The organism is Sphingobacterium sp. InxBP1 (assembly GCF_026191775.1).
Lineage (GTDB): Bacteria > Bacteroidota > Bacteroidia > Sphingobacteriales > Sphingobacteriaceae > Sphingobacterium > Sphingobacterium thalpophilum.
This window is the reverse complement of sequence record NZ_JAINDX010000047.1, coordinates 192,550-218,215: the sequence shown is the minus strand read 5'-3', so window position 1 is coordinate 218,215 and position 25,666 is coordinate 192,550. Positions and strand designations below refer to the sequence as shown.

Sequence of the window (25,666 nt, the reverse complement as noted above, 5' to 3'; positions counted from 1 at the left end):
GTGCCAACGCTGAACATCAACAAAATCTACGGCAGAATTTGTCTTCTTGGTGTCCGGATCGGGGATGATGCCGCCACCACCCATACGAAAATAAAGCAACTCTATCAGTCACAAGATTTCGCTTCGTTTAGCTTCAGCCTATCGGATAAACCGCTGCACAAATTGTATGATCCTATCATGGAAAAATACACAGAATGGGCATTTTCCTTTAATGAAGATACAGAGCAGGCAAATCCTAAGAATACAGATGTACGGTTGTGTTTTAACAACAATAAATTGGACAAAATGCAAATCACGTATAGGACATTCGATATGCCGGTCAATTAAATAGACACGTCACAAGAGGCTGCTGTCTACCCCGTACGAAACAGTCCCTATATGGATATGGTGAGTAACGGCACATCAAGGCCAGACGCCATCATCCGTGTTTTGCTGCGGTGGGTAAGGGAGCTCCAGAAACCGTATTTATAAGGAATCATCACCAGCAGGTCGGTATGACTTACTTTAACTTCATCGCGAATAGCTTTAACGACTTCATTGGAGGTAACATTTTTATAATAATAGCTGACTATACCCATGACGTTATTGATTGCTTCACGGGTTTCCTTACCTTTTTCTTCATTTAATTGCTCAACGGTCTTGCGGATATTGAGAACCTCCAATGTGGCGTCAAACTCTGCAGCAAAGTTCTTCACTTTTTCGAGGATTTCTTTCTGTACACCACGCACGATATCACAGGCGAAGAGGATATGTTTTAATCCGGTAAATTCAGCCCCCAGCGGCACCGAAAGAATCGGAATCTTCAGTTTACTGATTGCAGCGGTAGTCGTATTGCCCAGCATATCCTGGTCAAATGAGCGTTTGGCCATTCCCATGACCAACAAATCAGCGTTAGTTTCCTGAATACACTTGGTAATCTGGTCATAAAACAATCCCGTCGCTAAATACGGAATAGTGGTAATTCCATGCTGCGCCGTCACTGCTTCTGCTTTGCGCTGTAAGATTTTATTCTGATGTTCAAACATCTTGAACAAGGTGTCGGGAGAAAGACGTGCGTTCATGGCATGAATGGAAGGGTTCTGAAGCGAAAATAAGACGAGCTCATATTCCTTCCCATCAAAGACCTCCAATATAAAATTCAAGGCATGTTCAGCCTCTGCAGCATAATCTGTAGCAACAATTATCCGTTTCATCTGGTGTGAAATTATACGATTTAAAAATCTTTCTTTACACCATTCAAGTTAACGAAAAATAATAAATTTATAACTGGACAATTGTCTCAGCATCGTCAATTTTCTCCCGATTCCCGATTTATTTTGAATAACTGTTTTTTACAAAAGGTGCTTTTTTCAAGTAATCAATACTTTGTTCCAGGCCCGTGTAAATGTCGTTGTTTGTTTCTTCCAGCTCAACGAAAAGATACTTTAGTCCAGCAGTCTGCACGTTGTTAAAAATAGCATCAAATCCTACCATACCGCTCTGACCGATCTCACGATGATCTTTAATATGCAAAGCTTTAAATCTTCCTGAGTATTTATTGAAGTAGTCAACCGGACTAACATCACCAATCACAGCCCAATATACATCCATCTCAAAAAATACATTTTCTGGGTTGGTATGTTCCAGCATGTAATCGTACATGACTTGGTCTTCTACTTTCTTGAACTCATGCGCGTGATTGTGATAGCCATATAAAATTCCCTGCTCACGGCACTTTGCGCCTACCGCATCCAGATAACGGCACTGGGTCTCCAGATCCTTAAGTGTTTTGGGTACCTCCATCCATGGCGTCACGATATATTTCATACCAGCAGCTTTGTGGGTGGCGATACACTCGTCCCACCATTTTAGAGATTCTGAAAAATCACCTGAAGCCAGCTCCTGTGCTGATAATGTTTTCGTTGCATGTGAAGACAAGACCTTCATCCCCGCTTTTTCAACTTTAGCTTTAAATTCTTCCGGACTTAAATTATACAGCTTCCCATCTTTATAGCCAGCAGCTTCCACACCGGTATAACCAAGCGCTGCTATCTTTTGCAAAATCTGATCAAAATTAGGATTTTTTGCAATCTCCTCACGTACAGAATACAACTGTAGACCAATTTCCTTTTTTGCTGCCTTCTGTGCAAAAGTTGGATTGACAGCCAAAAGCATACAGCCGGCCAGCAATGTACCAATAAGGGTTCTCCTCTTCATATGTTTTTATTTTTCAGTAAAGACCTATCCAACACGAAAGCGATGGTAAACATACGTTTACGGGCTGTTTAGGTTTGTTCGTGTTTATGTGAAGTGCAATGTATACAAATACTGGAAAAAACACAATGCTTTGCCATTTTATTTATTCACATTCCAAGTTTTAAACGGACCAACCGATACATTATTACACAGCAATTCCCCAGTTTGTAAACGATTTCATAAACAAAACTGTTCTATTGTCAACGAACAACACTAAGAAAAATGGAAGAACAATTTAAAAATCCCGAATATAGCCACGAGAAGCAGGATGAGAAATTACCTGAGGTGGCGACAGAAGAAAAAGATGATGCTCCAGCAGGACGCAATATTAAGCGTACAATCATTATAGCTGTTTGTGTACTGATTGTATTTTACTTGATTTATTATTTCATGAGCGATCATTAACGTATTAAAATGCATATTGCAGCCATATTGTAGTAGACCTATGTCTGGTGCGCCAGTCCAAGTTTGTCTGACCATCCAGGAATAGACAGTTTGGCCGGGTGCCTAGTGCAGCCCGCTGACACGACTTCTTTTGCGGGTATGCGGGCTGCGCAGTTGGCTGTCTATATGTTTTTCATGATGGTCCAATAACAAACCTATCGGACAGGTGATATAGGGTTGAAATTACAAAGTGCATAATACGCTAGATATTGTCAACAACTCGATAAACGGGTTTACTGACATCTCACCCGAAAATAAAAATAAATTCTCATATAAGCAATTTTTAAAACAAAATTATAGACATATTTTTGCGCAAATTGTCACTCAATTCGTTGTATGACGGACAACGACAAACAAAAACTAGCGTCAATTGGTCTGCGATTTCGCGCCAGACGCAATGAACTCTATTATTCTATACGGGATGTTTCCAATCTGACCGGTATTTCAGTAGGTACTCTTAATGGGATAGAAAGGGGCAAAGACCTCACGTTGAGCAATTTTCTCCTTTTATGTAGCAGCCTTCAGATTCAACCCAAGACATTTTTTCAGGAAGATATTAAGTTCGGAGCCCCCTATTCATTGCCGCCCGATGTTCAGGAGCGCATTACCATCAACAAAAAGTTAGACAAACTCATCTATGATTCCGACTTTTTCGATAAGCCCAAACGGGTTTCTGAGGTATTGAAAGAACTGGATATAGACAGTGTTCACAGCAATAAGTTCTCCGTTCAGCTTACCGCTTATTGCGAAAAGGGCGCACTCGAATCAGAACAACGAGGTAACTTTAAATTTTATAGAAAAAGAACCTAACCCTCAAAACACGATCCCCTCCCAGACGGCTGAAGTGTCCTTCGAGTAGAACGCATTGTTCACCGTGCCGGTAATCTGAATTATTTTTGTATAAACTGTAACAACGGCTACCTTACTTATACTAATCCAGAAAATCAACATATAAACAGTTATGAAAACGAAATCTATTTACAACTGGAAAACTAACCTATTGGGAACTAAATTTAAATTGTATGCCAACGAGAATGTTATCGGCTCACTCGAATCAAGTAACTGGAATTTGGATGCACGAGCTACGATACAGTCCAATCAGTATAACTTCAAAAATAAGGGATTCTTCAACCCTTACACCGAAATCCGAGATAAGCATGGTTACTTGGTGGCTGATATTGAATACAGTCCTTGGACAGGCAATGCTACGATTAGCTTAATCGGTAAAAAATATTTTTGGAGTGCGAAAGGTATATGGATGTCGAGCTGGAAAATAGAAGATGCAAATGGTCAGGTTATCGAAGTAAAACCAGGTGTGTTAGGCGATAGCGGCACGATAGAAAGCATGGACAACAGCGAAATGTTGCTTTCAATCTGCCTTTACCTCCAGCGGCGTGCCGTACTTCTCTATTCAATGATTGCCTTCTTACCTATTTTCATCTTACTCCTGCTTTGCATCTAGTTAAACAGCGGACAGAACCTATACAAAAATAGGTACCACAGGCCCTTACGGACCTGTTTTTTTTTGCACAGACGGAACGCTGAAGAATCTAGACGCTATAAACGTCAGTGCCAATTATACCGCACGACAGACTATCCCATATTTTGTCCCAAGCTAAAATTACTTACTTTCCCCGTTCCATCAAAAACAATTCTTGTTCCAACGATTTTACCTATTCCCCTTATAAAGGGACCCGAATAGACCGTTTGATGATCAAATTGGATTTCAATCCTTCTCGCATGGACAAGACAACGGAGGTTAACCACATTGGAAAAATCCACCCCAAATTTCGATAAATCATGTGAATGCCCTTCAAATAATTGTTCGCCGACTCTCAATTTGAGATTCGCAACACAACCTGCAAGGGCTAAAGGGATACTAATTACTCCTTCAGTCCCAAGAATCATGACACGGGTTTGCTTACATGGAGCGTTTGAATGATTTAACGTATGCTGAATATCCATTTCATACCGGAAGTTTTCGCTGTTTATCATGAGTTGCTTACTGACATTGGTCAAAACAAATTCCGGTATATTGAGACTGAGATCTGCTGTATCCAGCTTTAAATCGTCGGGCCCCACTCCGATCATGTCGCCCCGATGTAGTAAACCCGACGGCAAATAAGTGGGAATAGGCTGTTTCATCAATACTCCCAACCAACCATTCGACTCTATAAAGACATCATGTTCCTTCACTATAGAATCATTCAGTATTAGTTTTGCACGATAATACCCCGGCATATAGTAAATACTTCCGTATTCATGTCCTCCCTTGTCTACTCGTGCCCGACGTTTGGGGTCCCAGCTCTGCTGAATAAAAACAGAATCAGCATTGGATCGGCTAGCATCGTACTTAAACATGACCGTATTGGGTACGCCCACAGCGATGGTTTTACTACTGAAGGCAATCGTGTCGAAAGACAACTTTTTGGAAAAAGATAGGTATATAACGCTTCCTGCGGATAACGCTGTTATCAGCAACAAACTGACAAGGATGTATATCAGCTTTTTATTCACTTTTAGGCGCGGTTCAGAAGCTTGTTGCATTCCAGAATTGGAACCGCAGAATGAACGCCAGCTGCTATATCCGATAAACTTCGCCAAAGTATCGAGAGTACTTAGGTTCGGAGAGCTTTTGTAATGCACTTTTCCCCATATCCTTTTTAATGTACTGGGACTCAACACAGTCTTTGTCTCATTAAAAATCTGCTCACTTAAATTTTCAAAATCTCTTGCCTGCCATTGATCACTATCTCCCCAATGGAGTTTGTTTTCAATCAGCTTTTTGATCACGGTTATATCATCTTGTCTATCAAACATTTAAAACTTGAATAAAATTTGAACTTATTTGAACAGGTGCTGAACATATCATCCGTTTCAAACATAATATTTTCGGATCAGATTCTTTATCAATCGAAATAATAATATCATAATTTATGAATAGCATTAAAATCATTAGCAGCGTACTCTTTTTCCTCCCTACATTATTGGTATTTGGTCAGGACACCATAACACCCGCTTTAGCCCCCAAACAGATTAAACCATACAACCGGGCTTTCGAAATTCTCCACGAACAGTATCGGGGTAACCCGATCATTCGGATCAAAGGCAAACCCGACGCGGGAATAGCCTGGATCGAGGGTCTTACTTTCGAAAACGGAATAATAGAATTCGATGTCAAAGGAAAGGATATAGTACAACAGAGCTTCGTGGGGGTAGCATTTCATGGCCTGGACGACAATACTTATCAAGCAATATATTTCCGTCCATTTAACTTTAGATCGAAAGACCCCATCAGAAAAATGCATGCAGTACAATATATTGCCCTCCCCGATAACGACTGGCCCTACCTCAGGGAAACTTATCCCCAAAAATATGAGGCATCTGTACCTTCCACGGTAGATCCCAACGAATGGTTTCATGTCAAATTAATAATTGGCCAGCAAACGATAGCAGTATTTATCAATTCATATCCCCAGCCAATTCTCAGCGTAAAATCGCTTATGTCAAACGGAAAAGGCAAGGTTGGATTTTGGACTGGAAATGGTTCTGACGGTGATTTTTCCGGCCTTGTTGTGATTAAACATTAAGCCTCCCACAATATATAAGGCATACAGCGCCCACAAAATTTTGAAAGCCTCGAGCAGGAAAAAAAGCATATCCGCTTAAATGTTAATTCACAATAAGATAATATCAGCTTAACACAAAATCATTCTTTCCGTGTTTAACTTAGTAAGAATGAATAACATGGCTTCTAATCGTTTTGTTCCGACTATAGCTTTATGCTCCGCTGTTTTGTTCTGTTGCTGCGGCAATAACGATCATACGATCAAAATGAAAGGATCGGATACTGAAGTAAATCTCGCTGTCAATCTGGCCGAGGCATACAATAAAACCGACCCTACTTTCAGCATGGCCATCTCTGGAGGCGGATCAGGACTGGGGATTACTTCTTTGCTGAATGGGCAGGCCGATATCGCCAACTCCTCTCGCCCGCTGACGGAAGAAGAGCAGTCTTTATTCAAAAAGAAAAATATCTACCTAAAAACCGTAGTATTTGCTGAAGATGCCACCGCATTTGTCGTACATAGCGACAATCCCATAGACGAAATCGACATCCATACCTTAGCCAAAATCATGAGCGGAGCAGAGGAAAACTGGGAGTCCATTTCGGGATCAGCCATGCCGATCACCATCTATGGTCGGCAAAGCAGTTCAGGAACCTACTCGTTTATCCGCAAAAAATTAAAGATCGCTTATAGTCAAAGGGCTAAGGAGATGACCGGAAACGCACAGATTCTCGAAGCTATCAAGATTGACAAGTCAGGCATCGGCTATGTAGGAGCTGGGTATATTTCAAAAAAGATACAGGACAATCAAGGTATTAAAGTACTAAAAATCAAACATGATGCAGCACAGCCAGCTGTGTCGCCACTGGATCCCGCCGCCATTAAAAACAGAGTCTATTTCTTTCAGCGGCCACTTTATCAGTTTATTCCCGAAAAATCCTGGGCTAAAGTACAGCATTTCATTCAGTTTGAAACACAGGGAGAAGGAACTCAGATCATCGAAAATTCGGGGTATTACCTTATACAATAAGTTACCATGCAGTACAAAAAAAGAATAGCCATCGACAAGATCGCCAGAATCGTATTCAAGTCCACCGGTTACTTGGTACTCCTGTTATTGGGCGGTATTTTCTTTATGCTGCTCTATAATGCCATAGCCTTCTTTCTGGATGTGTCACCATTGGATTTTATTACTGGAAGCCAGTGGAATCCAACAGCAGCTGAACCCGTCTATGGGATTTTACCTTTAATTGTCAGCACCTCGATTGTGTCTTTCGGAGCCATGTTGCTGGCCGTTCCACTGGGAGTGGGAACCGCTGCATTTATTTCCGAATATGCCACTCCAAAGCTAAAAAATATTTTAAAACCCGCCATCGAGATGCTTGCTGCCATTCCCTCTGTAGTGATTGGCTTTCTAGGAATCGTACTTGTCGGACCTGGGATTGCGGATTTCAACAATTTACCCAACGGTCTGAACGCACTCAACGGAGCCATCTTATTGGCGATCATGGCACTTCCCACTATTATCACCATCTCAGAAGATGCCATCCATGCTGTGCCACAGACATACCGCGAGGCTAGTTACGGTCTTGGAGCTTCCCGGTGGCAGACACTTCGCAAGATTACCATTCCAGCCGCCGCACCGGGGATTATCGCAGCAATCATGCTGGGGCTGGGCAGAGCAATAGGTGAGACGATGACCGTATTAATGGCCACAGGCAATGCTGCAGTTTTTCCAAAGGGCTTCTTCGACTCCGTCAAAACCATAACAGCGACCATTGCAATAGAAATGGGTGAAGTACCCTACCAGACCACACATTACTATGCCCTGTTTGCCATTGCCATTGTCCTTTTTTTTATGACCTTGGTAGCCAATCTGATTGGCGAGTATTTTATCAACCGTTTTAGGAAATATCATGCGGCATAAATTCAGAAAAATAGGTTTTATCATGGAGTGGAGTACACTCCTGCTATCCACCGGACTGGTTTGCTTCTTCCTATGCGTCATTTTATATGACATTTTCAGCAAAGGCTCGGCCATACTCTCCTGGGATTTTGTCACTAAACTGCCGACCAACGGCATGACCCAGGGCGGTATACTCACACCGATGATCGGAACGGTATTTTTAACCCTGATCACTGCACTATTTTCTATCCCTTTCGGAGTTTGCTGTGCGATTTATCTGAACGAATATGCAGAGAATACATGGCTCACGCGTACCATACGAGCTTCCATCCGCAACCTTTCAGGCGTCCCTTCAATCATATATGGACTGTTTGGTCTGGCCTTATTTGTTCAGGCGCTCAGCCTAGGGACTTCTATTTTAGCTGCAGGACTGACGCTCGGCCTGCTATCACTGCCATATATTATTACCACAACCGAAGAAGCCCTGCTTCGTATCCCCCGAAGTATGCGAGAAGCGGCATTGGCTGTGGGCGCGACGAAGTTTGAGTCGATTAAAGATGTGGTGCTCCCCGCCGCACTGCCCGGTATCCTGACGGGGATAGTACTGACACTTTCCAGGGCTGCCGGCGAAACCGCCCCAATATTATTTACTGGAGCCGCATTTTATATCACCAATTCCTTTGGCAGTCTCAGTCAGGAATTTATGGCACTCCCCTATCACCTATATATGCTGTCTACACAGCATCAGTCGATCGAGGAGGTCAGACCAATAGCCTATGGAACGGCATTGGTCCTTATTATCGTCGTCTTCCTCATGAATTTAACAGCTTTCTATATTCGGTATAAGTTTAGAAATAATGAAAAGTAAATTGGTCGCTGAACATCTCAACCTTTGGTTTGGGAACAAACAGGTGTTAAAAGATATTAATATCGAATTTGAGGAAAATAAGGTTACCGCATTGATCGGCCCTTCAGGTTGTGGCAAAAGTACGCTGTTACGAAGCTTCAACCGCATGCATGATCTATATCCAGAAGCCAAAATCGAGGGCCGTATCAAACTGGATGGACAAGACATCTATCGAAAAGAGATCGAAGTAACGGACCTTCGAAAGCGTGTCGGCATGGTCTTCCAGAAAGCAAACCCTTTTCCCAAGAGTATTTATGAAAATATTACCTATGGATTGAAGATCAATAATCTTACTGCAGACAAAACCACCGTCCAGAAGGCTTTGCAAGAAGCGTATATCTGGGAAGAAGTTAAAGACGATCTGAAAAAACCGGCCACACGCCTCTCGGGCGGGCAGCAACAAAGGCTCTGCATCGCACGTACAGTAGCGCTGCGGCCCGAAATTATTCTGATGGATGAACCTTGTTCTGCACTGGATCCTGTAAGTACCCTTAAGATTGAGGAATTGATACACCATCTCAAAAAGGATTACACAATTGTCATCGTTACCCATAATATGCAGCAAGCTCAGCGTGTCGCCGACAAAACCGTATTTATGTACCTGGGCGAGATTATTGAACAGGGCGATACTGACCAGATCTTTAACCATCCGCAGCACGAGACCACCCGTAATTATATCAGTGGGCACTTTGGTTAACACCGCAGCAATCCGTAGCACACTTCCGATGTGCCTGCCTACTGCTTTCTCTTATGTTCGACAAGGCCCTTCCTTGTCGGACATCCTTGAAACTCCCTAGAATTATCAGGCAATGACAGAACTTAGGTTCCAAAAGGATCATTTTTTTTCTCCCTTTTTAATAGAAAGGTCAGATGTTCCACGGCATTTTTTAAACGCTTCGCGTCATCCTCCGTCTGAATGGCCCATAGTATCTCCTCAGTAACAGGTGCCGATCGATAACGGATTTGATAACCTGCCTTTACACGGGCAACAAGGAGCGGTTCAGATTTTGAAATATCACTACGAAAATGCTGGCCAGTAGATAAAAAGACAGTCAACGTTTTACCGTCAACTGTCACGGTATCTACCTTTGTATCTTTATAACGGTAAGCAAGTTTGTATAGCTTATTGATGTAAGCTAGGGTCTGCTGTTTGTTGAGCGCGGCATGTTGCCCTTGTAAGGCTGTGCTTATTCCCAGAAAAAAACAACAGTATAAAAGGATTTTTTTCATTCGAAAGAAGATTTGTTCATCGTCCGGTGGATTTGCCAATGCTTATCTGCACAGGCAATTATCCCAATAAAAATATCTATTTATTTAGGATTTTCCTACTGGCCTGCCATCAAAAAGCGGACCAATGGCAAATATTGAGGTCAGCACAATGCATCCCATCCTGAGCAGGAGCGAATTTTTATTGCCGTCCCTGCAAGACACAAGTATTAAACGTCCAAACGACGATCATTGGCGACCGTCGTTTGGAAACTTATTGCGGGAACCAGCTCAGCTGTGCAAGGTCCGACTAATTCGATTTCAACAGATCCCTGGCATTTTCAGCAAGCCGTATAAACTCGGCCCGGTAACCCTCCTCATCGGATCCTTTTGCAGCTTTAGCCCGGGCGATCAAGCTTTCAAAGCTAGCTCTTTGCTTGAAATCAGAATCCCTGAGCAGCATGCCCAATTCTGCAACTGCACTCGCAAATCGAAGGTCTTCGCTGGCCTTTTCGATCTCAACAGCTTTCGCCTCAACGGTCTTCTGCTGCAGTTTGCTCTTGCTGCCTTCAGGTTCTTTGTAGCGGAACTTCACTGTCGCCAGTTCACCATTCATTTTTCCCACACTTGCCTTTTGTTCCGCTTGGTACTTCAACGGATCCACGTTACCTGCTATGGCCGAAGACACCCCGACAGGAACAATCTCGTACAAGGCAGTCACCATATGCCCCACGCCCATATCGCCACCCATCTTTTGATCGTTGTTAAAATCTTCGGCTTCCAGCAACCGGTTTTCATACCCCACCAGACGGTAGGCCTGTACATAACTCGGATTAAATTCGACCTGGATTTTAACATCCTTCGCTACCGTGAACAGTGTACCGCCAAATTCAGTGACCATCGCTTTGCGTGCTTCGGAAATATTATCAATATAGGCATAGTTGCCATGCCCCTTATCAGCAAGGATTTCCATTTTGCTATCTTTCAGGTTCCCCATGCCATAACCTAGCACAGTCAGAAAAACACCAGACTTGCTCTCGCTGCTAATAAGTTCTTCCATAGATTCATCGCTGCTCTGGCCGACATTAAAATCCCCGTCACTGGCCAGGATAATCCTATTGTTGCCCCCTTGTATAAAATTTTGTCTGGCTATTTCGTAAGCTTTCTTAATTCCAGCCGCGCCCGCTGTACTTCCTCCGGCTTCCAGTTCATCAATCGCTGTTTTAATTTTCATTTTCTGACTACCGGCCGTACTTTCCAGCTTTACGCCCGCCGAACCAGCATAGGTTACGATCGCCACCCGGTCAATATCACGCAGTTGATCCACCAGCATTTTCAGTGAGGACTTTACCAGGGGCAACCGCCCCGGTCCCATCATGGATCCAGACACATCAATCAAAAAAACCAGATTGGAAGCCTTCAGCTGATCGGTTGGGATATCCTTCGCTTTAAGTGTTACGCGCATCAGCTGATGGGTGCTGTTCCATGGTGCTTTACTCAATTCGGTCAGGATGTTTACCGGTTCACCATTTTTAGGTCCGGCTACCCGATACTGAAAATAATTGATCATTTCTTCGACTCGCACAGCATCCTTTTCGGGGAGACTACCTGAATTTATAAACCGACGCACATTGCTATAAGACGCCGCATCCACATCAGCAGCAAAGGTGGATAGCGGTTCCTTCAACGGATTGATAAATTTGTTCTCTTTAATTTTTTGGTAGGACTCCTGAGAGGACTGCTGTCCACGGATGAATATTCCACTTCCCCCAAAGTAAGTCTGTTTTGCGCTTAGCGCCATCACAGGGCTACTATTCGTTTTAACCGCCGTACCGTACCCCAACACTACCACCTCCTCCAAGGTATGCAGGTCAGCGGCCATAACCGCATCTACTTTTGATTTTCCATTTACCGAAACCCGTCGTGTGAGATAGCCAAGGGCGCGAAATTCCAGAACATCTTTACCCGTGGCCACATGGATCTGATAATTCCCCTCACGATCGGTCACCTTGCTTTCTTTGGTCTGCAAGTTCGTCACGGTAGCGCCGCTCAGACCTCGTCCAGACTGCCCATCGGTTACTCTACCCTTTACACGATATCCTTGACTCGCATAGCTCCCGAAAGACATCAGGACTGTCATTAAAAAAAGTATTGTTCTCATAATATTCCGTTTTTGGACAAGGGATGCAGCAAATATTAAATTTCCATAAACCAGAAAAAAAAAATATTTTTAACAAAATAATGTTTGCATTCAGGTCGTCAAAAATGGATTCAACGCGAGAGCAGGATCTCTTGCATCAATATCAGGAAACAGCAGATCTCCAGGTATTGGGCGAGCTCTATCAGCGACATACCGAAATGGTATATTATGTTTGCTTACGTTATTTCCAGGATCCCGAACGAAGTAAGGACGCCGTGATGAATATCTTTGAAGAACTCATATATAAAGTTAACAAACAAGAAATCAAAGACTTTCCGAGATGGCTTTATGTACTGAGCAAAAATCACTGCTTAATGTATTTACGGTCACAAAAAAATAAATCCCAGATTTCTCTGGATGAGTTTGTGAAATTTCCCGAAGCGCTGCATCAGTATGAGGAGCAGGACGAAAAAGAGTTGCAGCTGGCAGCGATGGAAAGTTGTCTGGAAAAGCTTCCCGAGCGGCAGCAACAGTCGGTCAGGCTCTTTTTTCTCGAAGAAAAATGTTACAAAGAGATCAGTGACACGACAGGATATAGCTTGAATGAGGTCAAAAGCTACATCCAGAATGGGAAACGAAATTTAAGAAACTGCATGGAGGCATGGAATGAGCAACAGTAATTACGACATAGCATACTTAAGGAAATACCTCAACGGCGAACTTTCTCCAAAAGAGATGTATGCTGTCGAGCGCGAAGCTCAGCGTGACCCAATGCTGGCAGATATTCTTATGGGTATGGAAATAGCTCCGGGACAACCCGACCTCTCCGATCTTAGACTCCGTATCCTAGAACGTACTGCTGCCTCCCAAAAAAATAAAAAGACGACTGTGTTCGACTGGAAGCGATTAGCCGTTGCCGCCAGTGTTGTCGCTATTCTGGGTGCCGGTATTCTATACGTTCAACACAAGAAAAATCCGGCCGATTCCCAACGGACGGCCAACATTTCCTCCGCTGCTCATGAGCAAGGATCCCCCATACCAAACGATTCGCCATCCGCCTCTCCGACAGGCGGCAAGACACAACAGACTGAAGCTACACGGCCCCAAGAAAGCAACACAACGTCTACTCCTCGCCAATATGAGGTAGACGACAAGCGCCTCGCGCTCAACAAACGATCCTCGCCGACCGCCCCGTCCGAAAAAAGAGATAGCCATACGCTGTCGGGACGCCCCGTACTGAGCCTGAAGCCGGCCGATACGGCGATGATTACCGGTTATGCTGCACAGGCAAAAAAGAGCCCAACGACAAACAGCGAACGGATAATGATCAGAGGCTATGGCAATGCTCTGGCAAGTCAGGTTGCGGGTGTAAACGGAGCTACGGTGCAGGGCTCAGGATCGCCTTTTCAGGTTACCGTCAAAGATAAAGAGACTGGACTACCCATATCGGGAGTAACCATTATACAACCCAATAGCAAGATAGCCACAAATACAGATGCTCAGGGCAAGGCTACTATACAACCAAGTTCAATTGATTCCCTAGTAGATATTATGGCCTTAGGTTATAATACGGTTGCACTCAATATGCGACGAACTAAAAATTTAAACGTGAAACTACAGCCCTCGAACGGTGCATTGGAAGAAGTCGTCGTCACCACGATGTCTTCACGAAAAACCAAAGCTGCAGAACCGGTGTGGGGCTGGAAAGCATTTAATCGCTATGTCAAGAAAAAAACCGCCAATAGCCGGTATGAAGGAACTGTACGTCTGAGCTTCTATATTGATAAGGATGGAGTTCCGACGAATATCAATATTTTACAGGGTGCCAACGAATATCTGAATGGCAAGGCTTCAGAAATTCTGCTCTCGGGGCCCAAATGGAAAGTTGAAGACAATCGATACGTAACGGTCACCTTCGAATTTAGTTACGACTGACATGATACAAATGACAATCTGTCAAAACGAAAATCTCAAAAAATAGCAGCTTAATTATCATTTCCATTTAAAATTATTTCATACATTAGCACTATAATACTTAACCATATAGTGACTATTTATGAAAGCTTTTTTCAGCAGCCTGCTCGTTCTTAGCAGTCTTTGGCTCAACGCTCAGGATTTTTCGTTTGGCAAGGTAAAAAAGGAGGATTTCGCTATCGACATTAGCGCACTGGATACCGCAGCCAATGCTTTTGTCATCCGTGAATATGGCTCTAGCCAGGTCAGTTATAACAATCAAAAGGGATTGTTTGTCGAATTCGCCAAACATGTTCGGATCAAGATACTAAAAAAAGAAGGCTATGAATATGCAAACTTCAGCGTTCCGCTTTATAAAAGCGGTAATGAGCGCGAAGTTCTTGTCGATATCAAGGCATCTTCTTTTCACCTCGATGGAGATAAAGTAATCGAGACTGAGATAACTAAAGCGAATGTTTTCAACGAAAATTCCTCTGAGAATCTTTCGGTGACAAAAGTTGCTATTCCAAGGGTTCAGGAGGGAACGATTATTGAATACCGATATCGGACAGAGTCACCGTTTATTTTTAATCTCAATGCTTGGGAGTTTCAGGAAGAGCTTCCCAAAATCTATAGTGAGTATACAACCCGCATACCCGAAATCTGCCAATATAAAGCTAACCTAAAAGGCAGTTTGCCCATAAGGGATAGAAAGAGTGAAAATTATAATACAGAACTGCACACTGATGTGGGAGAGATTTTGGGCCAGAAGACAACCTACATCATGGAAAATATCCCTGCCTTTCAATCCGAAGATTATATGACCTCGTCCAAGAATTTTAGATCCATCATTTTTTTCGAGCTCGGCCGTTACAGTGTACCATTCGGCGTGACCAAGGACTTCTCCCTCACTTGGGAGAATGTAAGAGAAAAGCTGATGGCCGACGAAAATTTCGGCGGTCAGGTCAAAAAAAAGACATCGTTAAAGCAATTTATTGACCCTGTACTGCAGGGAACTACAACTGACCTCGCAAAGGCCACCCGTCTGTATGCCTACTTTCAGAAGCAGATTAAATGGAACAACCGCCATTCCATCTATGCAAAAAATATTAAGGAAGCCCTGGAAAAGAGATCCGGCAACAGTGCAGATATCAACCTTGGATTGGTCAACGCATTGCGTTACGCCCAATTGGAAGCCATTCCTATCATTTTATCTACCCGCGATAATGGCTACGCCGGATTGTACTCGCCAGCCATTTCGGAGTTTAACCATGTTATTGCGCAGGTCAAGATCGGCGATGATTACTATTTGCTTGATCCCACCTCTCCTTACGAACCTTTCGGCAATCTCCCTTTGAAATGCGTCAACTATCAAGGGCGCAGTATTCCATTAACCGGCGAGTCGGATTGGGTAAAGTTAGAATCTAGGCTCCCCGCCTCCCAAAGCAGCTTTTTCTATGGCGAACTTTTGGAAAACGGCACCTTGAAAGGAAAATGGGTAACCTCTAGGGGCGGCTACCTTGCCTCAAAAATGCGAGAGCGGCTACAGGGCAGTAACTCGGAAGAAGAATTTTACGAAAAATTGGACGAAGAGAATAGCCGTATAAAAATCAATAGCTTCAAAGTATTCAACCGTGACTCACTGGAAAAACCATTATCGGAGGAGTTTGAGATAGAAATTGAGCACTTTGCCTCCTTACAAAATGGACAACTCGCTTTCAACCCGTATATTGACAGCAAAACCACAAAAAATCCCTTCAATCTGACAGAAAGAAACTATCCTATCGATTTTGGCTCTTTGATTCATGAAGAAAACTATATGGAAATAAAGCTGCCCAAAGGCTATGTTTACGCTCCTGAGACAAGGCTGAAAAACATCAGCATGGCGTTACCAGAACGTGCTGCCCGCTATATTTTTAAAGTCAGTGATACAGCACCTGACACACTGCTGATTGAATCGGCGACACAATTCAATAAACCACTGTTTCTGCCTGAAGAATATTTCGATCTAAAAGAGTTTTTCAGCCGCATCATACAGGCGCAGAAGCTGGATATCACCCTCAAAAAAATTTAAAGCAGACTTTAACACAAAGTTCATATTATCTTGATGATAAGCTTAAATAAGTGGAATAAATTTGAATATCAAAAAAAGAGAATGAATATGATTAAAGATTCAGAATTATTCGAACTAGAGCATACCTTTCTTGGTGAAGGTTTTGATCTGGATGGTGATGACATCGTCATCGAGGAAGACTAGGTCTTCTTTTAATTCAGCAAGTATTATTCCCCTTATATAATCTCTAAGCCCGGTCTATTCTTAGCCGGGTTTTTCCTTTTCGTCAAAATACAAATCCTTTAGTACCCCTTAGATAGGGCTCTCCATTATGACATGCACATAAGCCTCATACAATAAGCGGACGGCCTCTGGCATATCTTGTTCATCCAAATGCGCAAATCCCAGCCTGAGGGCGGTGACTGTCTTATTTTGATAGAGACAGACGCCGGGGAGCAAAAGGCCTCTTTTTTTAGCTTGCTGTTGCAGACGCATCAGTGAAAAGGAGCGGTTAAAGCGGATCCAGAAGGCCAGCCCCGATACAGGTGGCTCAAACGTAAGCTCCTGCTTAAAATACGCATGCAGCAACTGGGCAAAACGTTCTTTCCGTTCGGCGACGATCTTCTGGAATTTCCGCTGATAACGGAAGATATCTCCCTGATGAATAATTTCTCCCAGAGTTTTTTCCAGCATGAAATTGGGTTTACCAAAAATATTCAGATACTTTTTTCCTTCTTCCAAAAAGTCTTTCGGGGCGATCAGAAAGTTCATCTGGAAGCCCGGAGCAAAAAAGTGTCCGAAAGAGCCGATATACAGTACCCTTGCACCTCCGTTTTTCCTGAACAACGATTCTGCCTTCCCCCTTATAGGTGCCGTTTCAAAGTCAGCATCATCCTCGATTACAATAAACTGGTAGTGTTCGGCGAGCTGCAGTAACTGTACTTTCCTTTTCTCCGAAAGAGCAGCTGTCGTCGGATACTGACACTTTGTATTGACATATACGCACCTGATCTCTCCAGGACTGAAATGCGCAGCAATATAGTCGATGTCCATCCCCTCTGCATCTACAGGAACTGTTTTTAGTCTGGCACCGGCCTGGCTAAAGATCATGTTGGGCAAAAAATAGCTCAGGTCCTCTATGATGACAATATCCCCCATACGGATCAACAGACGTGTCAAAATCGAGAAGATCTGCTCCCTGCTGACGATCGGCAGCAGAAAGTTTCTGGAAATATGAAATCCTCGGGTCAGGTTGAGGTAATAACTCAGCTGATCCCTGAAAAACAGATTTCCTTCAGCTGTCTCCGGCAGCTGGTCGGTTTTCCGTTTCCTTTTTATCATCGATGCATAGAAACGGACCAGCTCATCGGCTTCAATGATACGGTAATCAGGGGTTCCGTCGGTAAAATAATAGTTTTCAGGAACCTCCAGATGTGGCGTATCCAAAATCAGTTCTTTCCGAAAATGGAAGGGAGCCCGTTCCGGAGGCTGACGGAATGCATCTTTCACCCCTTGGGAAGCTGTCTGTTCGGGGTTCTGCACAAAAGTACCAATGTTGGGCAGCACCTTAACCCAACCCTGCTCGTGCAGTTCATTTATCGCCGCAACAACGGTCTTACGATGCACCTGCAGATCAGACGCTATCTTCCTGCTCCCGGGCAACAGGTCTCCATCTTCCAGCAGATGGCGCTTTACGGCGTTGATAAACTGGTATACAATCTGCAAATAAACGGGATCTTCCTTGCGACGGTCGATCTTGACGATCGTCTGGAAATGGGCATGAACCGGACTACTCATTTTCTTTATTTCGGACTACCAAAGTTAATATTTAAACGCCAATCTTTGCAATTCTGACACACAAATTAGGTCTGGCTCCGAAGCAAGGGCCTGCATATAATTTAATGACAAGAATATGAGCGAAGCAAAAAAATGGACACAGAAGGAGGTTGTCGCACTATACAACAAACCGATCATGGAATTGCTCTATGAAGCTGCGGGAGTCCATCGAACTTATCATAATCCCAATAAAATACAAGTATCCACATTGATTTCAATAAAAACCGGAGGTTGCCCGGAAGACTGCGCTTATTGTCCACAGGCAGCACGTTACCACACCGACGTGAAAGCTCAAGCCCTCATGAGCGTGGAGCAGGTCAAAGCTCAGGCATTGGCGGCTAAGGCCAACGGCAGCTCACGTATCTGTATGGGCGCCGCCTGGCGCAACGTCAAGGACGGCCCCGAATTTGACCAGGTACTGGAGATGGTACGCACACTCAACCAAATGGACATGGAAGTATGCTGCACCTTAGGTATGCTCACCGAAAATCAGGCACAAAGACTTTCAGAAGCTGGCCTTTACGCGTACAATCATAATTTGGACTCTTCTGCCGAATACTATGGGGAAATCATTACGACCAGAAGTTATGCAGACCGGCTGCAGACAATCGAGAATGTCCGGAAAACCAATATCACGATCTGCAGTGGGGGCATTATCGGCATGGGTGAAAGTGTTGCCCAACGCGCCGATATGCTGCTCACCCTCGCTTCGCTGGTCCCTCAGCCCGAGTCGGTACCGATCAATGCCCTGGTTCCGGTAGCAGGTACACCAATGGAGAGTCAACAAACGGTTTCCATCTGGGAAATGGTACGCATGGTCGCCACGGCGCGTATTTTATTACCACAAACGCAGGTACGCTTATCTGCCGGACGTACAGGCATGAGCCGCGAAGGACAAGCCCTGTGTTTCTTTGCCGGTGCCAACTCCATATTTACTGGTGACAAATTGCTGACTACGCCTAATCCCGATGTCAGCGAAGACATGCAAATGTTTCGCGAACTGGGGTTGATCCCGCAGCAAGCTTTTGAAAAACGAAGCCAGCCCAAAACAGTAGCAGCGGCCGATGCTCATTTTAAGGCACAAGGCGAAAAGCCCAAATGGTCACGTCCGCCCCGTAAGCGGAAGCCCTCCTGATACAGCATCAAGCGAGCAGGGGATCTGTTGTAGTCTCTACACCTGTTTCGAGTCTGCCTGCCAGCTGTATGGCAAAGTTGGCACTCCCCTGTCCCATGACCAACAGATCATACCAGTTGCCCTGTGTGGCAATGTCCAAAGACAGCACAATCTCCTTGCCTGCCCCAATGTCCATTATAGATTTATAGTTTTGGTAATTTAAGCTTTTAATTTCAACTTTCACCGGCTGGCTTTCCCGATTTCTAACAACAAGCCGCAACTTGCCTGTCGGTGTCTTAGTCAGCGGCTTCAGTTCCGGCGAGATGGCTGCTGAGACAGCAGGCGCATTTTTTTGACCTGTAAAGCGTCGGTAAAAACCATTTGGGCCATGTAGCTCAAAAGCATAATCTGAACCTTCAAACCTGCTGAGATCCCACTGGTAAAGCAACTGATCTCCTGCACTGACTGCGAAATTCCAGTTCCGATAGCGCTCTGTCCTCCCCTCGCTGTCACGGTACGTTTTTGGGCTATAAACATTAAAGGGCACTCCGCTGGTCCGTTTGCCGAAGATTGCTGTATCTACCTGCATCATTAGCTTAAATTTTCCATTGCTTACATAAGCCTCCGCATCGTGCGCATAGGGCAACGTCGGTGATTTACGGATGCCGGATTCCTGCACACGGTTGAATTTTGCCGTCCATACTTCTTTTTTTACCTTATTGAGATCATCGATTTCAACAAAACCTGCGGGGTTGCCCTTAAATTGTGCATTGTAAATGGTTTCGATATAAGAATTCCGGTTTAAGAAAGGAAGGTTTTCTTCCTTCTCGGTAAATGGAGTGAATGCAGCAGTCAAATCGCCACAGATCGTCCTTCGCCAGCTACTGATGTTTTCCAGACGGAGGTCTTTTTTGTACTTGTTGCTAAAAAAAGATTCGAGAAACTGCAATGTCGAAGTGTGGTCAAAGAGCTGTGAACACACCTTGCCACCCCTTGACCAGGGCGAGACAATATACATTGGCACGCGAAACCCGAGTCCAATCGCCGCCTCGCGAGCCTGTTTCTTCGGAATTCCCTGTTGGAGTTCGTTGGTCAGACGTACCATCTCGACCTCCGTATCAATCCCCGCTGAACAGGCACCCGTGTCTGCCTTTTTGAGGTCAGGAACCACAAAAGGCTTCACATGATCATAATAACCATCATTCTCGTCGTAGGTGATAATAAAGATTGTTTTCTTCCATACTTCTGGATTTTTTGTGAGGATATCCAGCACCTCCGAAACATACCAGGCACCGTACCATGGAGCACTGGGATGATCTGAAAAATTCTTAGGGCCGGCCAGCCAGGATACTGCGGGCAGTGTACCGTTGTCAACATCCTTTCTAAACTGATAGAGCACATCTCCTTTAGGTACTTCCAGCGTCCGCTTTTTACCCTTTTCGCCAAATCCGAGTGTATCCAGTTTACGATAATTATTATCTCCCTTATTGACCGTAAAGGCCCGCTGATTTAGCGATTTAGTGAAGTCGCTCAGCTTTTTGTAATTTGCAGCATTATACGATTTCAGCTCTGCTTCCGCTCGGCCGAGCACCTCACTTTTCTTCCGGATATCCGCACGGATTTTTTCTGCCTGCGACTCCGATTCGGGCGAACGTTCCTCCAGGGCAGCGATTTGTCCGGGCAGATCACGCACCTGTGCCTCGAGGTTACTGATATAGGTATCCTTGAATTTCACCTGATAAGCTTGGAAAAACTCAAGCAGGTTGCAGCCAAAATTCGACAACCATGCCCGCTCTTCGCCCGTCAGACCACCCCCGCAACTCGTTTCGTTCTGATAAAAACGCCAGCTGATACTGTTCTTTTCAAGCAGTTCCGGAAAGGTCTCCCAAGTCATTTTTCCATAGCTGTAATCATCATTCCGGATATTGACTTTCTGCAGCCCATCTTTCATCTCGGTGATCTTGCCCGTCCAGAAAAACGAACGGTTGGGGGTCGTGCTGGTCATGCCCGAACAAAAATTCTGGTCACATACCGTAAAAGCATCTGCGAGAGCATAGTGGAAAGGCAGATCCTCCCTGGTGAAATAACCCAAAGTAAGCGGCATCGCAGCATATTGTTTATTTCCCGACTGCTTGGCTGGCAGCCACTGATCATATCGCCCCTGATTAAAGGCATCTACCTGACTCGCGCGGCTGTGCGGAAGAGACCCCATCCAAGTCACTTTACTTTCTTTAAGATTCAAGCGGAAAGGGGCAAATACCCTCCCCTCCCTGTCGGTCTGATACCATACTGGCAGACCATTCGGCAACCGTACCGAACGCGGATCATTAAAACCACGTACCCCTGCCAGGCTACCCAATGTATGATCAAAAGACCGATTCTCCTGCATCAGGATAACGATATGCTCGGCATCCAGAAAACTACTCCCCGGTTCCGGATTTATAGCAAAGGCTTTCTGGATGGAGGCGGGCATGAAACTAGCGATACCTGCGGCTCCTGAAAATAGCAAAGTCTTTCTTAGAAACTCTCTTCTGCTTTCCATAATGTTTAGTTATAATTTCGATTTGAATCTACTTACATTTCTTTTTGTTTCATATTTCTTCGTGTAAATCTTATGTTACAGCGTACTCAGTTTCTCAAGCAAGTCCCCGAAACATAGCAGGATGCACCTTTAGGGCGCGCAAACTGCATTCAGCATGTAACATTTGTATCTATTCCTGTTGAAAGTTTCAGAAAACAACAAAAAGCCTGTAAGTTTACAGCAAATTTCTTCCACGGGCTATCATTGCTCCTGGATCAACAAACAAACAGATATGACTATTCTCACCTTCACACTCATCCTCCTTTTAGGTGCTTTTATCGCAGGACTTTTGGGATCACTGACGGGCCTTGGTGGAGGAGTCGTTGTCATTCCGCTGCTGACACTTCTCTTCCACGTGGATATCCGCTACGCAATAGGAGCCGCCTTACTGGCATCCATAGCCACATCGTCGGGTGCCGCTACAGCCTACGTCAAAGAGGGGATCACCAATATTCGTCTGGGGATGTTTCTGGAGATTGCAACCACAGTGGGCGCCGTGATTGGCGCTATTATCGCTATCTATATGCCGACCAATACCATCGCTATTATTTTCGGTGTGGTATTGATATTTTCGGCAGCTATGACTGTTCGCAAGAAAAATGAACACGCCCTTTCAGGTGGTTCGGCCTTAGCCGAAAAATTAAAACTCAACAGCACCTATCCTGCCGGTGGTAAACTGGTTCCTTACAAATTGACAAACGTGGTCGGCGGATTTTCACTCATGGGTGTGGCGGGTATTCTTTCCGGCCTGTTGGGTATAGGCTCGGGATCGCTTAAGGTACTTGCGATGGACAGTATGATGAAAATTCCGTTCAAAGTCAGTACGACAACGAGCAACTTTATGATCGGAGTCACCGCTGCCGCATCCGCTGTCGTGTATCTTCAAAGGGGATATATGGACCCGGGCATTGCCTTTCCCGTCATACTCGGGGTACTCTGCGGAGCTATTACCGGTTCGAAGCTGCTGAAGCGAATGAATCCCAAAACACTACGGATTATTTTTGCCATTGCCATCACCCTGGTTGCTCTGGAAATGATTTTCAACGGATTTCAACAAAAGTTCTAACCACACAGAAGTGTGCCACTTATGCAATACGATACGGTCAGCCGAACAGACCGCGAATCCGGAAAAAGAGAGGTATTCACAAACTCATGACCATAAAAAAATAAAACAAAGAGATGAAACAGGTATTTTCAAAACATTATTGGGGCGACAAAGATATCTCATTGCTGGTTGGACAGATCTTACGGACAGGCGTTATCCTAGCCTCATCCCTATTGGTCATCAGCGGCGTTTTATATCTGATTGTACATGGTCAGGAACAGGTGCCGGATTATAAGGATTTTATCGGCGAGAGCAATGCCAACACAACGATCACAGGTATCCTTACCGGAGCATTTGCGGGAAGTGTTCCACAGTTGATCCAACTCGGTGTGCTCCTATTGATCTGCACACCTATCGTCCGGGTTATCGGATCACTGTTCGGCTTTGTCATCGAAAAGGACCGGCTCTATATCATCATCACGCTGATTGTACTGGCAGTAATTATCGGGAGCATACTTAGTGGAGTGAAAGGTTAATCTGTATTCCGTCTGCGCCGCAGCCAGGTGTTTTTCTGCAGTGCATATTCAACGTTTCGCCGTTCAGGTTCGTTGGCATAAGCCACAATCCGCTCAGCGACCCTGTGGGCACCGAGGCGTTCCACAGCCTTTTGCGAGCGATAATTTTCAGCACCCACATGTAGCAAAATCGTATCCACAAAGTTGAAAGCAAAATCAAACATCATTTCTTTAACCAGGGGGTTGATTCCGCTTCCCCAATAAGCACGGGCATAAAACGTGAAGCCGACAAAGATGGATCTTTCGGTCTCATTCAACCCGTAATACCGCGTGCTCCCAATACATTCTCCCGTCGCCTTGTCCAATATGAGATAAGCAGCCTTGCTGTCCAGAGCCGATTCAAAAAAAGTACGGAATACCTCCTTCTTCCAGCGGTCTTTATTGGGATGCTGCTCCCATATCAATGGGTCTTGGGCAACTTGATAAAGCCGGTCAAAGTCCTTGGGGCCAATCAATCTCAAGGTGACCTTTTCATTTTCAAGTGTATTCGGTGCTACAAATTTCATGCGAATGTTTACTATTAGATAGCTTTGAAAAGCTGGTGAATCGATCAATTTTCAACAAAAGATACCAATTATTGATGAAACTCAGTTTAATTCTCTTCATTCCGGTCAAATATTACACCAAAATGTTTGTCCATCCTACATCCGAACCATACGGTTGCCTCCGTAGCAGACTATCCCCGTCCGTTGAACAAAATTTTTCGTGATGCCACGATGTTCTTTTGGTCAAAATAAGCTTACTCTTCTTTCACATAACAAAATTTCGTATTTTACGCTATCTATGGAACAATTCAAAGAATTTGTAAAACAGCGCATCAAAGTTAACGAAGAAGAGCTCAATGATATCATTTCCCGTTATCAGGTCAGAACGTTCAAGAAAAAGGAATACTTTCTACGCGCAGGCGAAATCTGCCATCATGAAGCCTATGTTGTCAACGGCCTCTTTAAATCATTCTACGTCACTGCCGACGGTATAGAGCATATCCTACAATTTGCCATCGAAGATTGGTGGATCGGGGATATCGCCAGCTTCAATTATCAGGAGCCGGCATTGCAGAATATTCAGGCCCTGGAAGACTCAGTCGTGCTCACCCTTTCTAAACAGGATAAAGACAAGCTTTATGAGGACCACCCGATCTTCGAAAAGCTTTCCCGGATTATGGCCCAGCGCGCACAAGTCGCTGCTCAGCACCGAATCATTTCCAGCATCGGTTTTACGGCACAGGAGCGCTATCTGGACTTTATCCAACGCTATCCTAAGATCTACCCGCGTATATCCAATATGCAGTTGGCTTCTTATCTCGGCGTCACGCAAGAATTCCTAAGCCGCTTAAAAAGACAGATATTAAAGCCCAACCGAAATTCTTGACCTACATCAATGTTTTCCCGCTCCGTTTATCTCACCTTTGCAAAAGCTTGTTCAAACAAACATTTTGAACAATTAACGGTTTGATAAATAAATAGAAAACAACATGAATAGATTTTTCCAATTTTTAGCCCTGTCGGTATTAATGGTTAATGTCGCTGTGGCGCAAGTAAAATGGTCTGCAGACCCTGCACATACCAATGCCCGCTTTGATGTGAAACACTTGGGAATAAGCTTTGTTGACGGCGAGTTCACCAAAGTTGAAGGAAGCGTAGAAACAGCTACCGGAACAAGCTTCAACAATGCAAAAGTTAACTTTTCCATTGATGTCAACAGCATCAATACCCGTATTGAAGCACGTGACAACCATTTAAAAACGGATGATTTTTTTGCTGCGGATAAATTCCCCAAAATGACATTGAAGTCCGTTACATTCAAAAGTGCCAAACTGAAAGGCCAATATATTATGGTCGCTGATCTGACCATCCGCGACGTGACTAAGCGCGTGACCTTCGACGTGACCCAAAATGGCGGTATCATTACCGACCCCTGGGGAAAAACACGTGCTGGGTTTACCGCCAGGACAAAAATTAACCGCCAGGACTTCGGAATAAAATATAATGACAAGTTACCATCAGGTGCAGAAGCCGTTGCTTCAGACGTAGACATCGTCGTCAATACGGAATTGGTGTTAAACTAGTCAACGAATTCTAAATCACACAAACTGGGACGGC

At 44.4% G+C, this 25,666-nt stretch carries 25 protein-coding genes; 17 read left to right on the top strand and 8 right to left on the bottom strand.

Going from position 1 to position 25,666, the window contains the following annotated elements:
* Window positions 1-327, top strand: a complete 327-nt coding sequence (locus K7A41_RS16585) for a hypothetical protein (RefSeq protein ID WP_265714569.1) — start codon at window positions 1-3, stop codon at window positions 325-327.
* 47 nt (window positions 328-374) lie between these two features.
* Here K7A41_RS16585 and K7A41_RS16580 read toward each other — a convergent pair whose 3' ends face one another.
* Window positions 375-1,193: a universal stress protein gene (locus K7A41_RS16580; protein ID WP_028070439.1), complete on the bottom strand. Its 819-nt coding sequence runs from the start codon at window positions 1,191-1,193 to the stop codon at window positions 375-377.
* Window positions 1,194-1,311: 118 nt separating this feature from the next.
* Window positions 1,312-2,196 (bottom strand): sugar phosphate isomerase/epimerase family protein, encoded by an 885-nt coding sequence (locus K7A41_RS16575; protein WP_265714568.1) that lies wholly within the window; start codon window positions 2,194-2,196, stop codon window positions 1,312-1,314.
* A 261-nt stretch (window positions 2,197-2,457) separates the two neighbouring features.
* Between K7A41_RS16575 and K7A41_RS16570 the strand changes: the two genes are divergently transcribed.
* The 3 genes from K7A41_RS16570 (at window position 2,458) to K7A41_RS16560 (ending at window position 4,141) form a co-directional block, all read left to right on the top strand.
* A complete protein-coding gene (locus tag K7A41_RS16570) occupies window positions 2,458-2,640 on the top strand; it encodes a hypothetical protein (protein ID WP_028070441.1) in 183 nt (60 codons plus the stop codon).
* 375 nt (window positions 2,641-3,015) lie between these two features.
* A complete protein-coding gene (locus K7A41_RS16565) occupies window positions 3,016-3,489 on the top strand; it encodes a helix-turn-helix domain-containing protein (RefSeq protein ID WP_028070442.1) in 474 nt (157 codons plus the stop codon).
* Between the two features lie 151 nt (window positions 3,490-3,640).
* Window positions 3,641-4,141, top strand: a complete 501-nt coding sequence (locus K7A41_RS16560) for a hypothetical protein (protein WP_028070443.1) — start codon at window positions 3,641-3,643, stop codon at window positions 4,139-4,141.
* A gap of 131 nt (window positions 4,142-4,272) precedes the next feature.
* On the opposite strand, the gene K7A41_RS16555 is transcribed toward K7A41_RS16560, so the two are convergent.
* Window positions 4,273-5,499, bottom strand: a complete 1,227-nt coding sequence (locus K7A41_RS16555; RefSeq protein WP_265714567.1) for a hypothetical protein — start codon at window positions 5,497-5,499, stop codon at window positions 4,273-4,275.
* A 116-nt stretch (window positions 5,500-5,615) separates the two neighbouring features.
* Between K7A41_RS16555 and K7A41_RS16550 the strand changes: the two genes are divergently transcribed.
* The 5 genes from K7A41_RS16550 (at window position 5,616) to pstB (ending at window position 9,758) form a co-directional block, all read left to right on the top strand.
* Window positions 5,616-6,269 (top strand): hypothetical protein, encoded by a 654-nt coding sequence (locus K7A41_RS16550; protein WP_265714566.1) that lies wholly within the window; start codon window positions 5,616-5,618, stop codon window positions 6,267-6,269.
* A gap of 157 nt (window positions 6,270-6,426) precedes the next feature.
* On the top strand, window positions 6,427-7,278 hold the full coding sequence (locus tag K7A41_RS16545) for a substrate-binding domain-containing protein (protein WP_037533688.1): 852 nt from the start codon (window positions 6,427-6,429) through the stop codon (window positions 7,276-7,278).
* Between the two features lie 6 nt (window positions 7,279-7,284).
* A complete protein-coding gene (gene pstC, locus K7A41_RS16540) occupies window positions 7,285-8,175 on the top strand; it encodes a phosphate ABC transporter permease subunit PstC (protein WP_028070447.1) in 891 nt (296 codons plus the stop codon).
* 22 nt (window positions 8,176-8,197) lie between these two features.
* A complete protein-coding gene (gene pstA / locus K7A41_RS16535; protein WP_232048686.1) occupies window positions 8,198-9,022 on the top strand; it encodes a phosphate ABC transporter permease PstA in 825 nt (274 codons plus the stop codon).
* On the top strand, window positions 9,012-9,758 hold the full coding sequence (gene pstB, locus K7A41_RS16530) for a phosphate ABC transporter ATP-binding protein PstB (RefSeq protein ID WP_028070449.1): 747 nt from the start codon (window positions 9,012-9,014) through the stop codon (window positions 9,756-9,758). Before pstA ends, pstB begins: the two co-directional genes overlap by 11 nt.
* Before the next feature lie 122 nt (window positions 9,759-9,880).
* Here pstB and K7A41_RS16525 read toward each other — a convergent pair whose 3' ends face one another.
* Together K7A41_RS16525 and K7A41_RS16520 are read right to left on the bottom strand one after the other, a co-directional pair.
* Window positions 9,881-10,291: a hypothetical protein gene (locus K7A41_RS16525; protein WP_138096810.1), complete on the bottom strand. Its 411-nt coding sequence runs from the start codon at window positions 10,289-10,291 to the stop codon at window positions 9,881-9,883.
* A 286-nt stretch (window positions 10,292-10,577) separates the two neighbouring features.
* A complete protein-coding gene (locus tag K7A41_RS16520) occupies window positions 10,578-12,428 on the bottom strand; it encodes a vWA domain-containing protein (RefSeq protein WP_037533652.1) in 1,851 nt (616 codons plus the stop codon).
* A gap of 104 nt (window positions 12,429-12,532) precedes the next feature.
* Between K7A41_RS16520 and K7A41_RS16515 the strand changes: the two genes are divergently transcribed.
* The 3 genes from K7A41_RS16515 to K7A41_RS16505 all read left to right on the top strand — a co-directional run bounded on the left by K7A41_RS16515 (window position 12,533) and on the right by K7A41_RS16505 (window position 16,434).
* A complete protein-coding gene (locus tag K7A41_RS16515; protein ID WP_028070452.1) occupies window positions 12,533-13,087 on the top strand; it encodes an RNA polymerase sigma factor in 555 nt (184 codons plus the stop codon).
* On the top strand, window positions 13,074-14,342 hold the full coding sequence (locus K7A41_RS16510; protein WP_265714565.1) for a carboxypeptidase-like regulatory domain-containing protein: 1,269 nt from the start codon (window positions 13,074-13,076) through the stop codon (window positions 14,340-14,342). The genes K7A41_RS16515 and K7A41_RS16510 overlap by 14 nt, the downstream gene beginning before the upstream one ends.
* Window positions 14,343-14,463: 121 nt before the next feature.
* The gene (locus tag K7A41_RS16505; RefSeq protein WP_265714564.1) at window positions 14,464-16,434 is read left to right on the top strand and encodes a transglutaminase domain-containing protein; all 1,971 of its coding nucleotides are present in this window, start codon (window positions 14,464-14,466) and stop codon (window positions 16,432-16,434) included.
* 291 nt (window positions 16,435-16,725) lie between these two features.
* Here the strand turns inward: K7A41_RS16505 and K7A41_RS16500 are convergent, their stop codons facing one another.
* Entirely contained in the window at window positions 16,726-18,210 is a 1,485-nt protein-coding gene (locus K7A41_RS16500) for a PLP-dependent aminotransferase family protein (protein WP_265714563.1), read from the bottom strand.
* 115 nt (window positions 18,211-18,325) lie between these two features.
* On the opposite strand from K7A41_RS16500, the gene bioB reads away from it, so the two are divergent.
* Complete coding sequence (bioB, locus tag K7A41_RS16495; RefSeq protein WP_265714562.1) at window positions 18,326-19,384, top strand: biotin synthase BioB; 1,059 nt, start codon at window positions 18,326-18,328, stop codon at window positions 19,382-19,384.
* A gap of 7 nt (window positions 19,385-19,391) precedes the next feature.
* Here bioB and K7A41_RS16490 read toward each other — a convergent pair whose 3' ends face one another.
* Window positions 19,392-21,905, bottom strand: a complete 2,514-nt coding sequence (locus K7A41_RS16490; RefSeq protein ID WP_265714561.1) for a phosphocholine-specific phospholipase C — start codon at window positions 21,903-21,905, stop codon at window positions 19,392-19,394.
* 271 nt (window positions 21,906-22,176) lie between these two features.
* Between K7A41_RS16490 and K7A41_RS16485 the strand changes: the two genes are divergently transcribed.
* Together K7A41_RS16485 and K7A41_RS16480 are read left to right on the top strand one after the other, a co-directional pair.
* Window positions 22,177-23,010 carry a sulfite exporter TauE/SafE family protein gene (locus K7A41_RS16485; RefSeq protein ID WP_028070458.1) on the top strand — a complete coding sequence of 278 codons (834 nt, stop codon included), beginning with the start codon at window positions 22,177-22,179 and terminating at the stop codon, window positions 23,008-23,010.
* Window positions 23,011-23,123: 113 nt separating this feature from the next.
* Window positions 23,124-23,525, top strand: a complete 402-nt coding sequence (locus K7A41_RS16480) for a DUF1634 domain-containing protein (protein ID WP_028070459.1) — start codon at window positions 23,124-23,126, stop codon at window positions 23,523-23,525.
* Here the strand turns inward: K7A41_RS16480 and K7A41_RS16475 are convergent.
* Window positions 23,522-24,070, bottom strand: coding sequence for a GNAT family N-acetyltransferase (locus K7A41_RS16475; RefSeq protein WP_028070460.1), 549 nt, complete (start codon window positions 24,068-24,070; stop codon window positions 23,522-23,524). The two genes, K7A41_RS16480 and K7A41_RS16475, sit on opposite strands and share 4 nt — an antisense overlap.
* Before the next feature lie 277 nt (window positions 24,071-24,347).
* Between K7A41_RS16475 and K7A41_RS16470 the strand changes: the two genes are divergently transcribed.
* Together K7A41_RS16470 and K7A41_RS16465 are read left to right on the top strand one after the other, a co-directional pair.
* Window positions 24,348-24,935: a Crp/Fnr family transcriptional regulator gene (locus K7A41_RS16470; RefSeq protein ID WP_265714560.1), complete on the top strand. Its 588-nt coding sequence runs from the start codon at window positions 24,348-24,350 to the stop codon at window positions 24,933-24,935.
* Window positions 24,936-25,038: 103 nt separating this feature from the next.
* Window positions 25,039-25,632: a YceI family protein gene (locus K7A41_RS16465; protein ID WP_265714559.1), complete on the top strand. Its 594-nt coding sequence runs from the start codon at window positions 25,039-25,041 to the stop codon at window positions 25,630-25,632.
* Window positions 25,633-25,666 lie beyond the last annotated feature (34 nt).

Coding starts and splice junctions, on each gene's coding strand:
- K7A41_RS16545 (WP_037533688.1), top strand. CDS start 6,427: ATGGCTTCTAATCGTTTTGTTCCGACTATAGCTTTATGCTCCGCTGTT.
- K7A41_RS16490 (WP_265714561.1), bottom strand. CDS start 21,905: ATGGAAAGCAGAAGAGAGTTTCTAAGAAAGACTTTGCTATTTTCAGGA.
- K7A41_RS16575 (WP_265714568.1), bottom strand. CDS start 2,196: ATGAAGAGGAGAACCCTTATTGGTACATTGCTGGCCGGCTGTATGCTT.
- K7A41_RS16515 (WP_028070452.1), top strand. CDS start 12,533: ATGGATTCAACGCGAGAGCAGGATCTCTTGCATCAATATCAGGAAACA.
- pstC (WP_028070447.1), top strand. CDS start 7,285: ATGCAGTACAAAAAAAGAATAGCCATCGACAAGATCGCCAGAATCGTA.
- K7A41_RS16520 (WP_037533652.1), bottom strand. CDS start 12,428: ATGAGAACAATACTTTTTTTAATGACAGTCCTGATGTCTTTCGGGAGC.
- pstB (WP_028070449.1), top strand. CDS start 9,012: ATGAAAAGTAAATTGGTCGCTGAACATCTCAACCTTTGGTTTGGGAAC.
- K7A41_RS16550 (WP_265714566.1), top strand. CDS start 5,616: ATGAATAGCATTAAAATCATTAGCAGCGTACTCTTTTTCCTCCCTACA.
- K7A41_RS16480 (WP_028070459.1), top strand. CDS start 23,124: ATGAAACAGGTATTTTCAAAACATTATTGGGGCGACAAAGATATCTCA.
- K7A41_RS16485 (WP_028070458.1), top strand. CDS start 22,177: ATGACTATTCTCACCTTCACACTCATCCTCCTTTTAGGTGCTTTTATC.
- K7A41_RS16570 (WP_028070441.1), top strand. CDS start 2,458: ATGGAAGAACAATTTAAAAATCCCGAATATAGCCACGAGAAGCAGGAT.
- K7A41_RS16500 (WP_265714563.1), bottom strand. CDS start 18,210: ATGAGTAGTCCGGTTCATGCCCATTTCCAGACGATCGTCAAGATCGAC.
- K7A41_RS16475 (WP_028070460.1), bottom strand. CDS start 24,070: ATGAAATTTGTAGCACCGAATACACTTGAAAATGAAAAGGTCACCTTG.
- K7A41_RS16510 (WP_265714565.1), top strand. CDS start 13,074: ATGAGCAACAGTAATTACGACATAGCATACTTAAGGAAATACCTCAAC.
- bioB (WP_265714562.1), top strand. CDS start 18,326: ATGAGCGAAGCAAAAAAATGGACACAGAAGGAGGTTGTCGCACTATAC.
- K7A41_RS16465 (WP_265714559.1), top strand. CDS start 25,039: ATGAATAGATTTTTCCAATTTTTAGCCCTGTCGGTATTAATGGTTAAT.
- K7A41_RS16560 (WP_028070443.1), top strand. CDS start 3,641: ATGAAAACGAAATCTATTTACAACTGGAAAACTAACCTATTGGGAACT.
- K7A41_RS16505 (WP_265714564.1), top strand. CDS start 14,464: ATGAAAGCTTTTTTCAGCAGCCTGCTCGTTCTTAGCAGTCTTTGGCTC.
- pstA (WP_232048686.1), top strand. CDS start 8,198: ATGGAGTGGAGTACACTCCTGCTATCCACCGGACTGGTTTGCTTCTTC.
- K7A41_RS16565 (WP_028070442.1), top strand. CDS start 3,016: ATGACGGACAACGACAAACAAAAACTAGCGTCAATTGGTCTGCGATTT.
- K7A41_RS16580 (WP_028070439.1), bottom strand. CDS start 1,193: ATGAAACGGATAATTGTTGCTACAGATTATGCTGCAGAGGCTGAACAT.
- K7A41_RS16555 (WP_265714567.1), bottom strand. CDS start 5,499: ATGTTTGATAGACAAGATGATATAACCGTGATCAAAAAGCTGATTGAA.
- K7A41_RS16470 (WP_265714560.1), top strand. CDS start 24,348: ATGGAACAATTCAAAGAATTTGTAAAACAGCGCATCAAAGTTAACGAA.
- K7A41_RS16525 (WP_138096810.1), bottom strand. CDS start 10,291: ATGAAAAAAATCCTTTTATACTGTTGTTTTTTTCTGGGAATAAGCACA.